Below are 11,961 nucleotides of genomic sequence, written 5' to 3'. Positions count from 1 at the left end.
CATGAACGCATTCAACGCCAATGGTTTTTCGCATCCTGGCCTGCACTCTCGGCAGCCAGGCGGCAGTAACGGCAATGGCGGCAACTCAGATCCAAGGCCCATGGCAGTCATCATTGGCAGTGGCTTTGGCGGTCTGGCAGCAGCCATTCGCCTGAGCGTCAAGGGCTATCAAGTCAAGGTCTTAGAAAAGTTGGATGCGCCTGGTGGCAGAGCCTATGTGCACCGTCAAGATGGCTTTACCTTTGATGCGGGTCCTACCATCATCACAGCGCCATTTTTACTGGAAGAACTTTGGACTTTGTGCGGCAAGAAGTTTCAGGATGATGTGACGCTGGTCCCCATGGACCCGTTTTACAGAATTCGCTTTGACGATGGCACATGGTTTGACTACAGTGCCGACGAAGCCAAAATGCTAGACGAAGTAGCGCGTTTTTGTCCAGAAGATGTGCAAGGGTATTTGGACTTTGTGCAAGATGCAGAGCGCTGTAAAACCCTGGGTTTTGAAGGCTTGGGCTCCATTGCCTTTGACACCTTGGGCGACTTGATCAAAGCCATCCCCTCTTTCCTCAAAATGGGCGCATGGCGCAGCATCTACACCTTGGTGGCCAAACACTTTAGCAACGACAAGCTGCGGACGGTGATGAGCTTCCACCCCTTGTTGATTGGTGGCAATCCTTTCTCTGTCACGGCAGCTTACGCCTTGATCAATTCTTTAGAGCGAACCTGGGGCGTGCACTCCGCCATGGGCGGCACGGGCGCCATCGTCAAGGCCATGGTGGGCTTGCTCGAATCGCGTGGCATTCAATTGCGTCTCAATGCGCCCGTTACGCAAATTCGCATAGAAAACGGCAAAGCCTGTGGCGTTGAACTTGACTCCGGTGAATTCATTGCTGCCGACATTGTGGTGAGCAATGCCGACACAGCCTGGACCTACAAAAATTTGGTCGCACCACAACACCGCCGCCATTGGACCAATCGCAAGATCGAAAACGGCCGCTATTCCATGGGATTGTTTGTTTGGTACTTTGGTACTTCCAAGCAATACCACGACGTGCCTCATCACATGATGGTGCTGGGGCCCCGCTACAAAGAGTTGCTGAACGATATTTTTAAACGCCATCATCTGGCCAAAGACTTCAGCTTGTACTTGCACCGCCCCACTGCCACGGATCCCTCTTTGGCACCTGAAGGCTACGACACTTTTTATGCGCTTTCTCCAGTACCGCATTTAGACAGCGGAACCGATTGGGCCAGCTTTGCCGAAACCTATCGCGCAGCGATTGCAGAAGCTTTAGAGGCAAGCGTGTTGCCCGGCTTGCGCGATTCAATCGTCACCTCCAAAGTGAGCACGCCCCAAGATTTTCACGACCGCTTGTGGTCTTACAAAGGTGCTGGATTTGGTCTTGAACCTTTGCTTTTACAAAGTGCCTGGTTCCGCCCTCACAACCGCAGCGAAGACATTCCCGGTTTGTACATGGTGGGCGCAGGCACGCATCCTGGCGCGGGTGTACCCGGCGTCTTGATGTCGGCCAAGGCCCTTGAAACGGTGGTTCCCCATGTTTCAGTTTAAGCCTGCGTCCAACACTGCCAATTTGGAGGCCTGTGTGGCCATGATGAAGGGCGGCTCCAAAACATTTTTTGCTGCTAGCCGTTTGTTGCCACCCCGAATTCGCAAGGCATCCATTGCGCTGTATGCCTTTTGCCGCGTAGCCGATGATTTGGTTGACGAAGCACAACCCGGTCAAGCACCTTTGGATGTTTTGCGCGAACGATTGGATGCCATTTATGCAGGCACACCCCAAGACCATGTAGAAGATCAAGCGCTGAGCGTGGTGGTTCAGCAATACGAGTTGCCACGACATTTCTTAGATGCCTTGATTGAAGGCTTTGCATGGGACGCCAAAGGCAGAACCTACAACAGCATTGAAGATGTCCACGATTACGCCGCAAGAGTAGCCGGCAGTGTGGGTGCCATGATGTGTTGGATCATGGGACCTCAAAATACCGAGACGCTAGAAAGAGCATGCGAGCTAGGTGTAGCCATGCAACTGACCAACATTGCACGTGATGTGGGTGCAGACGCTGCCTTGGGCCGTATCTATTTACCAAGAAGGTGGTTAATAGAAGCTGGCGTTCAGCCTGAAGTTTGGCTCAAAAATCCCAAAATAACTGCAGGTATCAAGATCGTTGTGGCCCGATTGCTTGAAGAAGCAGATCGTCTTTACAAACAAGCCCAACCTGGCATTGCCGCCTTGCCCCCAGATTGTCGGTCTGCCATTTTGGCAGCCAGCATGATTTACCGCGAAATTGGTGTTCAGTTGAAACGTGATGGCCTAGATTCAGTTTCAACCCGGACTGTGGTCAGTACCACACGCAAGTTGGTTTTGCTGGCTTCTGCTTGGACGCAGGCGGCTTGGATTCGAACCGCCGAAACGCCCCCATTGCCACTCCAGGCCATTCAATTTTTGGCCTTGCGCAACCAAGACACCCAAGCCAGCGCGCAATGGGCCGGTGCTTATTTTCCCAATCGGGCCATGCCGCAACGCGTTGCTTGGGTTTTCGATTTATTAGAACGGCGTGAAAACGAACGTCTGCAAGGACGTCAGCGGCTTCACTCTTAATGCATTTAGAAATTTATCAAGGAGAAAATGATGAAACTTCAAAGCGGACTGAACGTTGTCAGTGCTTTCTTTTGGACCTTTTGGGCCACGCTGTCGTTGGTGGGATTGATTCAATACCGTGACACGGGCTATTTTTATGTGTTTGGGGCTGCGCTGGTGGCGTGCATGGGCATGCACAAGGTCACCACAATGGCGATTGATAAATTCAAGGCCATGCAGGCCAACAAGTCAGCGGCGCATTAAGCGTCTTGACTGCCAGCACATCAAGTTGATTGCATGGCAATCAACTTGATAGGTTTGTCTTGAGTAGACCCACCAGTTTCAACTGCGTCATACACTGACGCTCAGTGTGTTGAGTTTATTTGCGGGGGCGATTGAACCAGTTCGCCAAAAAGAACAGGCAGAACACCACGTACAAGATGATGAGAATGTGAGTCGTTTGCATCGTATCTTCCTTTACCAATTTTCAATTAACGTGAATTTCGAAGTAGGGGCCGCATGGCCACCAGGGTGAGAATTAGCATCACGACTTCAATGCTATAGACCGTTGTATAACCGGTCACAGAATCCGACCATTGTGCCACGCCATCACGCAGCACGCCACCCAAGGCCACTCCGATGCCTGCAGCAGTGGCTTGCACAGCACCCCAGGCCCCAATGGCCAAGCCCGTTTGCTCGGGCTGCGCCAAGTTCATACTGGCTGTCAGTGTGCCGTGAGCAAAGAGGCCACCACCCAATCCAATCAAAAATATGCCTAGTACAAACAGGGGCACTGACATCATGGGCGCCGCCAAAATGACACACACAAAGGCTGGCAAACCTGTCAATGCGCCCCAGCTGGCCATTTGATAAGGGTCTGTCCCTCTTGTGATGACACGCGATGCCCAGGCAAATCCAATCAAGCCGCCCAAAGCCAACGTGAATGTCAACAGGGTGGTCGATGAGACGCTGAGCTTCAATATTTCTCCGCCATAGGGCTCTAACAAGACATCTTCCATGGTGAAAGCCATCGACCCCAAGCCGACCACAAACAGCCGGCGGACGGTATGAGGACCTTCACAAAACATTTTCCAGGAGTGTTGGAAGCTTTCTTCAAGCGGCGTACCAGGTTGGCGCTTGCGACTGCGCGCCTCTTGCTTCCAGACAGCAATCACATTCAAAACCAAAGTCACCACAGCCACTGCCTGCACCACTCGAATCAATGAGCCTGGGCTGTAATCGGCCAACAGGTCACCCAAAATAAGCGCGCTGCCCATCATGCCAAAGAGCTGCATCACATACATGAGGCCCACCACTTTGGCTTGTTTGTCTTGAGGCGCCAAGTCAGTGGCCAAAGCCAATCCAGCGGTTTGGGTGGTGTGCATACCAACCCCTACCAAAATAAACGCAACAGCAGCACCAAACTGCCCCACCCATTGCGGCGCCTGGGCTGACTGGCCAGCACCCGACAACACCAACAAGGCAAAAGGCATGATAGAAAAACCGCCGAACTGCATCAAGGTACCCATCCAAATGTAGGGCACGCGGCGCCACCCCAAATGGGAGCGATGATGATCCGATTGAAAACCGATGAGGGCTCTGAAGGGTGCGATCAATAAGGGCAAGGCCACCATGAAAGACACCAAACTTGTGGGCACACCCAACTCGACAATCATGACGCGATTGAGAGTCCCCACCAGCATGACCATGGCCATGCCGACTGAAATTTGAAACAAAGACAGCCGCAACAAACGGGACAGTGGCAAATCTTCACTGGCGGCGTCGGCGAACGGCAAAAACCGTGGGCCCAGCTGACTGGCCCAAGAAACTACTTTGCTAGAACGAGTTCTGTTCATTTGAAAAAATCAAAAGAAAGTACCAAGCGCGGTAAAGCGCTTGGTCTTTCGTCGGGAATCACCCCGTTACTTTTTAACAGCAGGTTCTGCTGCAGGTGCCGCCGCGACGACTTTACCTGCACCGCCATTCAAAAAGCCTTTCACCCAAGTGGTGTTAAGCGTCAGCGCCAAGTGCACGCTGAATGAGGCAATCGCCACAGCAGCAATGAACACTGGAATACCGACTGAAGGTTTGACCACGGTCCACATTTTTGCGTAAATCATGGTGTCTCCTTACTTAAGCCAGGGTGAATAGATATAGGCCAACAGATGAGCAAATGCGGCAATCATGCCGAAAATCTGTGTGCCTTGGATGAGATTACGGTGAATCTCTTCTGATTCGGCCTCGGTCAAACCGCTGGGCCCTACTTTGTCAGATGACATAGCATTCTCCTAGGAGGAAGACGTGCACAACCCGCACGAGGGTATTCAGGGTCGGTTGACCCAGAATTCGGAACATCACGTTGCAAAAGCAGCGTGATTGAATGACGGAAAAGCGAGTTCAACACTCAAGCTCTCCTTGGCATTCGAAATGGGAGCATCGCCTGCACCACAGGCGACAACAATCGAGGCACCGACAAGGTCTCGTGAAAAGCCAAAAGCTTTTCGCCGGCATACGAAAACTTCAACAATGCACGTTGGTAAAAAGGCGTGTCTTCGAGTTGTTCATGAAGCTCAACAGGCCCATCACTGCGCATGCGTCTGCCAATTTGCCAAGCTGTTTTGTGCATGGTTTGAATGGGTGCAGCAGGTAGAGGCTCAACTTGTCCTTGGGGCGTAAAACGAAGCGACAACAACTTGTCTTCTTGTCCCGGCCAAGCCATGTCGTAGAACACCAAACTGCTGTTGTCTTTCATCTTGGCGCGCGACCAATTCCAGACATGAAATGCTTCCGTGATGGGTTCATCGCCTTCGTTGGAATCCAGATAGGCCTGACCCTTCCAGCTCAAATTGGGTTCGGTCAAATTGACCTCGACCCTGGCTGAAGGCGCCAGTGGCCCCCAACGGTGTGAGCCCTGTTGATCGATGGGGACAGAAAAGTTAAACATCTGTTCGGGCCACACTCGGATTTCACCTTGGATATTTTTGAGCCAAGGGGTTGAAATTTCATTGATTTCAATGTGCAGAGAATCGCCGTCCCACGTGATGTAACTGGGGCCGATGACAAATTCATTTTTGTCTCTGCTGCAACTATTTCTGCCGCGCTCGGTCATGGCCCAGCGACTGGCACCTTTGCTGTAAATGGCGACATTCAAGGCGCAATGATTTTCAGGATCGGCCTGGCCTGAGCGCCGCGCCCATGCGTAATAGGGTGAGAACACACTTCCCACAAATGCGATGAGCGTCATACCGTGTTGTCCATCGTCACTCATCGCATCGATGTACCACCAGAGGTAGCCGTTTGGGGGAACAACTTGGTCAAACTGTGGCTGGCCATAAGTGCCTCTGCCGCCAATCGTCCGGACATCGCTGCCATGGGTACGCCAGGTCCCGGGTGCACGCTGCCCCCGGCCAGAAACAGGCCCGGCAGGGGCGTTTTCGATCCAGGACGAGAGAACAGGCTGGTCCATCCGTGTGTTGCCTGCCCATACAGCGCGCCCGCCGATGCCGGAAAGCGCTGATGAAATTCCGTGGGACTGGTCCGCACCGTGTTGAAAGGCGTAATTTCCAGTTTCAAACCCAACCGCTCTAGGTGTTGGAAGCTTTCTGTTTGACATTGGGCTAAGGCCTCCTCATTCAACACGTTCGAATCGCCCACGGCGGGTGCATTGACCAAACAAAGCAGTCGCTGCGGTTCATCTTGAGAAACATGACCTGGCTGATCTTGTGCACACACATAGACAGTCGGTTGATGTGGCAATTGGCGATGCTTGAAGATGTCTTCAAACTCGCTGGAATAATTGGCATGGAAAAAGACGTTGTGACGATCCAACTCAACGCCTTGCGCTTTGGCATACACCGACCAAGTCAAAGCTGACAGCGAGCGCGGAGGCGCTTTGCTTGGCACAGCCTGCCGCACATCATCTGACAGCAAGCCCTCGCGCAATGCGGATGCATCGCCATTGAAAACCACCGCATCTGCGGGAATGACTTCGCCTGTGCTCAACTTCACGCCTGAGACACGACCCTGCGTTTGCAAAATTTGTTGGCAAGGCGCGTTGAATTTAAATTCGGCACCGCGTGCTTGGGACAAACGCATCAAGGCATTGGACAATGCGGTCATGCCACCTTTGGCTGACCAAACGCCTGCCATTTCAACTTGCGCGATCAACAACAACGTGGCGGGCGCCTCCCAAGGGGACGAACCACAATAGGTGGCATACCGCGCAAACAACTGACGCAAACGCTCATCTTTAAATTGCAAACACATTTGCTGCCAAAGCGTTCGCATGGGACCCAACTGTGCCAACTGCCCCAAACCGCGCGGACCCAAACTGCCCATGAGCGACAACATATTGGGGCGAGGCGATCGAATAACGGGGCCTTCTAAGCTGTTGTAGGTGTCTTGTGCTGTTTGACAAAACTTCCTGAACAACAAGGCTTCCGAAGGGCTAGACCATTTCTCTATATTGGCTTCGCTCTCTTGCGCGTTGGCAGATAAATCTAAGGCACTACCGTCGGGCCAGAAGTGTCTAGCCAACACAGTCAAAGGTGTCAGCGTGAGTTCTTGTGACAGACTGCTGCCGACTTCTTGAAAGAGCTCTTCAAAGACCCAACGCATGGTGAAGACGGTGGGGCCACTGTCAATTTTGGCACCCGCTACTTCTCGGGTGTGCACCTTGCCGCCTGGTACGGATGCAGCTTCTAACACCGTGACGTCATAGCCATGATGCGACAAGCGCAAAGCACTGGTCAGGCCACCCATGCCTGCACCAATGATGACCACACGCCGCTTAGACATGCGCCACCTCTTTGTCTTGAACATGGGATGACCCATTGGCTGAAGACTGGTTCAAAGCCAAGTCATCGCCAAAGTCTTGTCCCATCCAATGGCCGCTCATCCCCAGCACTTGCAAATGCACGAACATGGATTCTGAAAAGAAATCATTGCGGTAGGCCGCAGTGATGGCCGTTTGGTGCGCACCTTGGAAGGCGTAATCGCGCATGGCCGATTTGTCTTTCCAAAGGCTGAAAGTGCATTGCCTCACCAGCGGAATCTCACCCAAGCCCATTGACAACAAACAGCCTTTTGAGTCTTTTAAATCAGCTTGTGCAGCGGGCGCATACCGCCAAAAAGACATGGTCTTAGAGGGCACGATGCTGGCACGGGTAATCACGGCCAAAGGCTGTTCTTTGTTGGGTGACAACACATCGCCATACTTGCGACTGAACTCATCGGTCAAGGGCCAACTTGATTGATCCCAGGAGCCGCGAGCCGATGTCACGGCCAACAGACCGCACCAACTTTCACGCGCTTTTTCTCGCATGCCACTCACATGGGGGCCTTGCAAAAATTTGAGTGCAGAGTCGACGTTTCTAAAGCGGCAAATCACACCTTGGTGCGAAGGACTGGGGCGAATGCTAAAACCACCGCCATGACCACTGCCCATCACTTTGGCAAACAACAAACCGGGCACCTGCTTGATGGCAGCCGGACCCGCCACAAGGCGCATCCATCCCCAACTGCGGTACTGACGCAAATAGTCCACCAAAACGACCACCACCACGCCTGATACGTCTGTATTGACAAGATCAAGCGTGGTCATAGTGGCGATGGTGTGGGGGTTGCTTTACTTGGCAGCAACCGTGGTGGGCGCAGCGTCTGCTTGCCCACCTAATTCAGGAAAGTCTTTGGCCATCTTGGCGCCATTCAAGGGCTTGTAGGCACCTTGGTGGCAAGTGGCGCAATTGACTTTGGCAACGTCACCCGTTTCGCCCTTGCGATGCGCGGGGAAAGTGTCTGTCAAAGGCTCCATGTAAGCCAAATTCAAATCACGTGCCATGCGAATACCGTACCAAGCCGTCACGCGCTGTGGCGGGTTCCCCTTCCAGTTGGTAAAGGATTGGGTGTTGTGGCAATACGTACAGTTGACGCCCAAGGATGTCGACATGTGCGTCATCAAGCCATAAGTCCACTCGGCTTGTTTGATGGACTGCACATTGCCAGCCGGTAAGGCTGTGGTGGCACCCACGCGAATGTTTTCTTTGCCCAACAAAAATGGTGTGAACGGGTCATTGGGCAATGAACTCAAGTTCACCACTTTAGAAGGCTCGTTCTGACCTGCTTTGTCGCCCATGAAGTTGGAGCCATAAGGCTGGTGATTGGCTTTGAACCAAATCTCTTGAGGAATGGCTTGACCGCGGTGGCACGTGTGACATGTCACGCCTGTGGTGCTAACGTGGGGTTGCCAATCTTTGTTGATGTGGCGGGTCATTTCAATCATGCGACGCGCCACCACTTTGGTGTACTTGGTGTCTTCCGCAAAATTAACGGGGTTGTGACAGTAAGTACAGCCTTCCGTAGGTGCCACCCAAGTGGTCATAGAAACCATCAAGCGCGTGAATTGACCCACGCTCAAATCGCCCAACAACTTCACATTTTTATAAACTTGGGAAGCCTTAGGACCGGATGGATCACCTGCAGGCAACGCAAACGGTGGTGTGTTCTTTTCTGCATTTTCTTCGACGGTGCTAGGGCTATAAATTTGCACCATACCTGTACCGCGAAAGCCGCGTTGCACAGATTCCTGCACGGGTTTTTCACAGGCAGATAAAAGCATGGCCACCAAGATAAGCAGCAAGCCATGAAAGCCCCTGCTCAATACTTTTGAGCCTGTTGTCATTGAATGATTCATGGCTTAACTCCTGTCGCCAAAGAAGGATCCATCACCGCAGGGAAAACCTCTGGGTAAGGTGGTGCTACGCCATGCTTGATGGCCCACAAGTACCAGTTGTCCACCACGGTACCGGTCAACAAAATACCAATACCGCCGGTAATAGGACACAACACCGCAAACCACCAAGCCCAACGGTGAATCGATTCCATCGTGGCGTTAAAGCCCATGGTCCAACGCCAGAACAATGCAGCGCGCTCAGAAGCTGTTCCGCGATCGGTAATTTGCTCAATCTCGCGTTCACCGCCAAAGCGTGTCACCGCCAAAATGGTGGCGCCGTGCATGGCAAACAACAAGGCAGAGCCATACAAGAACACAATCGACAGCGCATGGAACGGGTTGTAGAACAGGTTGCCATATCTCAATGAGAAAGCGGCCGTCCAATCAAGGTGCGGGAAGATGCCATAAGGAACGGCTTCACCCCATGAGCCCATCAAGATAGGACGGAACAAACCCAAGACCAGGTACAACCAAATGGCTGCTGCAAAGGCCCAAGCAATGTGAGTGCCCATGCCGAGTTCACGGGCACGACGATAAGTGCGTGCCCACCAGAAGAACAAGGAAGCCGTGAGGAAAATACCCGTGATCAGCCACCAACCACCCTGATTCAGCGGTGGAATTTGCAAACCGTAGCTGGGGGGTGGCGGCTCAAGGGCCAACCAAAAAAGCTGGCGAACAAACTGAATGGGGTCGTAGTTGACCGAGGCCAACATGTTGAAGCCGATGGTGACAAAGGCAATCAAGCCACAGATGAGCGATGCAATGCCCAAGCCGCCCAAGTAAATGGGGCCGAGTTGTGCATTGCCAATTTTGCCAATCCAATAATTGAGCATGGGCTGACCCACACGTGGGCTGTTGCCCTTGCCCAGTGGCACGCCGTCGTGAACGGGTCCAATGGCTTGAACCGTGGTGAACAGGTTTTGATATTGCGCCATGATTCCGCTCCTGTTTATTTAGTCACCGGCCACTGCGACCAGATGGGAAGGTTGAGCCACCAGCTCCACCATTCGGGCCAGCCTTTGCTCCAGAACGGACCGCTGAGCACAATGCACAGCGCGCTGAAGAGAACGGCTGCCAAGGCCAAGAACAAACCCAAACGGTGAATGCCCAAGGTACCGATGGAATAACCAATGATGTCGCGGAAGAATGTGTCTTCATGCTCTGGCGTGCGAACGGTTTGGCCAGGTGCAGGATTGGTAGAAGACAAAATCAAGCCACCGTGCAATGACAAGGCAAACACGCTGGCAAAAAAGAAGCTCACCGCAATCATGTGTGCGGGGTTGTAGTGAAAGTGCAGGTACTGATAACCCACGTTAGACACCCAATCCAAGTGGCTGTAAATGCCATAAGGGAAACCATGCCCCCATGCACCCATCAACACAGGGCGGATGACCACCAAGGTGAAATAAGCAAAGATCGCCACGCCAAATGCAAACGGCACGTGATAGCCCATGCCTAGCTTTCGACAAATTTCAACTTCGCGCAGCATCCAAGAGACAAAGGCGCCCAAGGCACATACCGTGATGAGTTGCCACAAGCCGCCCTCAAGCAAAGGGGCAAAGCCAAGACCATAAGAGATGTCTGGAGGTGCAATGTTAATTTGCCACAGATTCCAAGTAGGTCCTTGCGAGGCGCCCCACAAAATCATGGCCGTTCCTAAGAACGCAAAAAAGATGGTGGTGACTCCAAAGAAGCCCACATAGAAAGGACCGACCCAAAAGTCAAATAAATCCCCGCCCACCAAGGTTCCACCTCGGACGCGATATTTTTTCTCAAAGTTCAGCATGGCCATGGTTCGGTCTCCAGCTTTTAAAACTCAATCAGGTGCTATTTGCGCAGGATGTACACAAACAGCACCCGTACTTCTTTAATCCGATTAAGACTTTGCAGCAGGAACCGCAGCAGGCATTGGCGAGTTTTGCGCCGATGTTGCAACAGGTTTCTTTGCACCGTCTAACCAATTAAATTTGTTGGTGCTGAGCAAAATGAGGTGAATCATTGCTGCCAGTCCAAACAAGAAAATCCCTTGAACCACCATGGCTCGCAGGGGATCGAAAAGTCGCCAAATTCGCCACATGATGTATCTCCTAAATGATGTGGGACATGAAGGTATAAACCGCAGATTTCACACCTTGGCTCATGCTCTTTGCGTCTTCAGCACCGGGCAAATAATTTCGCCAATGAATGCCAAAAATATTTCCCAAAAGAACCAGCACAAACAAAAACGCAAAGCCCACCATGAAGATGGTCCAGTACGCCTTTGATTCAGTCTCAGTTGACTGCACAGAGTTGAGTGACGGTGTTGATCTCATGAAGTTTCTCCTTCAATCGGATGAAAAAATATCTAACTTAGAACCAGGGTCGCCACGCCCAAACCAAGATGTGTGCCAATACAGCCACAGCCGTAAAGCCCACTGCACCTTGCATCCAGTAGTGGTGAAACTCCTGAGCTTCTTCGTCGGACAGTCCTGAAATGGATGCCTTATTCGACATATTTGCTCCCTTCAATACGGCCTTGCGGCCAAAGTGCGCACAGCCCGCGCAGATAGGCAGCCGCAACCCGAAGGCCACGACATCTGGTTTGACCCATCGCACCCTGCGATGTGGCCTGTATTCAAACGATCAACTTTC

Annotated in this window: 15 protein-coding genes; 3 read left to right on the top strand and 12 right to left on the bottom strand. The window is 52.4% G+C overall.

The features are described 5' to 3' along the window. Position 1: 1 nt before the first annotated feature. The 3 genes from AMM03_RS04055 to AMM03_RS04045 are packed head-to-tail and all read left to right on the top strand — an operon-like array spanning position 2 to position 2,864. Positions 2 to 1,570: a phytoene desaturase gene (locus AMM03_RS04055; RefSeq protein WP_194942754.1), complete on the top strand. Its 1,569-nt coding sequence runs from the start codon at positions 2 to 4 to the stop codon at positions 1,568 to 1,570. Further along, positions 1,557 to 2,621 carry a phytoene/squalene synthase family protein gene (locus tag AMM03_RS04050; protein WP_090129130.1) on the top strand — a complete coding sequence of 355 codons (1,065 nt, stop codon included), beginning with the start codon at positions 1,557 to 1,559 and terminating at the stop codon, positions 2,619 to 2,621. Before AMM03_RS04055 ends, AMM03_RS04050 begins: the two co-directional genes overlap by 14 nt. Positions 2,622 to 2,651: 30 nt before the next feature. Then, entirely contained in the window at positions 2,652 to 2,864 is a 213-nt protein-coding gene (locus AMM03_RS04045; protein WP_194942753.1) for a hypothetical protein, read from the top strand. 227 nt (positions 2,865 to 3,091) lie between these two features. On the opposite strand, the gene AMM03_RS04040 is transcribed toward AMM03_RS04045, so the two are convergent. From AMM03_RS04040 to pufB (AMM03_RS03985), 12 genes are all read right to left on the bottom strand, one after another. Further along, positions 3,092 to 4,456: a PucC family protein gene (locus tag AMM03_RS04040; RefSeq protein WP_090129128.1), complete on the bottom strand. Its 1,365-nt coding sequence runs from the start codon at positions 4,454 to 4,456 to the stop codon at positions 3,092 to 3,094. 66 nt (positions 4,457 to 4,522) lie between these two features. Then, a complete protein-coding gene (locus tag AMM03_RS04035; protein ID WP_090129127.1) occupies positions 4,523 to 4,720 on the bottom strand; it encodes a light-harvesting protein in 198 nt (65 codons plus the stop codon). A gap of 9 nt (positions 4,721 to 4,729) precedes the next feature. Further along, complete coding sequence (pufB, locus tag AMM03_RS04030) at positions 4,730 to 4,879, bottom strand: light-harvesting antenna LH1, beta subunit (RefSeq protein ID WP_090129126.1); 150 nt, start codon at positions 4,877 to 4,879, stop codon at positions 4,730 to 4,732. A gap of 125 nt (positions 4,880 to 5,004) precedes the next feature. Next, positions 5,005 to 5,868 carry a carotenoid 1,2-hydratase gene (locus tag AMM03_RS04025; RefSeq protein ID WP_090129125.1) on the bottom strand — a complete coding sequence of 288 codons (864 nt, stop codon included), beginning with the start codon at positions 5,866 to 5,868 and terminating at the stop codon, positions 5,005 to 5,007. Further along, positions 5,865 to 7,397 carry a 1-hydroxycarotenoid 3,4-desaturase CrtD gene (gene crtD / locus AMM03_RS04020; RefSeq protein WP_090129342.1) on the bottom strand — a complete coding sequence of 511 codons (1,533 nt, stop codon included), beginning with the start codon at positions 7,395 to 7,397 and terminating at the stop codon, positions 5,865 to 5,867. The genes AMM03_RS04025 and crtD overlap by 4 nt, the downstream gene beginning before the upstream one ends. Further along, the gene (locus tag AMM03_RS04015) at positions 7,390 to 8,202 is read right to left on the bottom strand and encodes a hypothetical protein (protein WP_194942752.1); all 813 of its coding nucleotides are present in this window, start codon (positions 8,200 to 8,202) and stop codon (positions 7,390 to 7,392) included. Before AMM03_RS04015 ends, crtD begins: the two co-directional genes overlap by 8 nt. A gap of 24 nt (positions 8,203 to 8,226) precedes the next feature. Then, positions 8,227 to 9,291: a photosynthetic reaction center cytochrome PufC gene (pufC, locus tag AMM03_RS04010; RefSeq protein WP_228764552.1), complete on the bottom strand. Its 1,065-nt coding sequence runs from the start codon at positions 9,289 to 9,291 to the stop codon at positions 8,227 to 8,229. Next, positions 9,288 to 10,265 carry a photosynthetic reaction center subunit M gene (pufM, locus tag AMM03_RS04005; RefSeq protein WP_090129123.1) on the bottom strand — a complete coding sequence of 326 codons (978 nt, stop codon included), beginning with the start codon at positions 10,263 to 10,265 and terminating at the stop codon, positions 9,288 to 9,290. The genes pufC and pufM overlap by 4 nt, the downstream gene beginning before the upstream one ends. Positions 10,266 to 10,279: 14 nt before the next feature. Then, the gene (pufL, locus tag AMM03_RS04000; protein WP_090129122.1) at positions 10,280 to 11,122 is read right to left on the bottom strand and encodes a photosynthetic reaction center subunit L; all 843 of its coding nucleotides are present in this window, start codon (positions 11,120 to 11,122) and stop codon (positions 10,280 to 10,282) included. Between the two features lie 84 nt (positions 11,123 to 11,206). Then, positions 11,207 to 11,407, bottom strand: a complete 201-nt coding sequence (gene pufA / locus AMM03_RS03995) for a light-harvesting antenna LH1, alpha subunit (protein ID WP_090129121.1) — start codon at positions 11,405 to 11,407, stop codon at positions 11,207 to 11,209. Positions 11,408 to 11,417: 10 nt separating this feature from the next. Further along, a complete protein-coding gene (locus AMM03_RS03990; RefSeq protein WP_090129120.1) occupies positions 11,418 to 11,642 on the bottom strand; it encodes a hypothetical protein in 225 nt (74 codons plus the stop codon). A 37-nt stretch (positions 11,643 to 11,679) separates the two neighbouring features. Then, positions 11,680 to 11,823: a light-harvesting antenna LH1, beta subunit gene (gene pufB / locus AMM03_RS03985; RefSeq protein ID WP_055360007.1), complete on the bottom strand. Its 144-nt coding sequence runs from the start codon at positions 11,821 to 11,823 to the stop codon at positions 11,680 to 11,682. Positions 11,824 to 11,961 lie beyond the last annotated feature (138 nt).

The organism is Limnohabitans sp. Rim11, assembly GCF_001269365.1.
Classification (GTDB): Bacteria; Pseudomonadota; Gammaproteobacteria; order Burkholderiales; family Burkholderiaceae_C; genus Limnohabitans_A.
The sequence above is the reverse complement of the archived record's forward strand: the minus strand, read 5'-3'. Positions and strand labels throughout refer to the sequence as shown.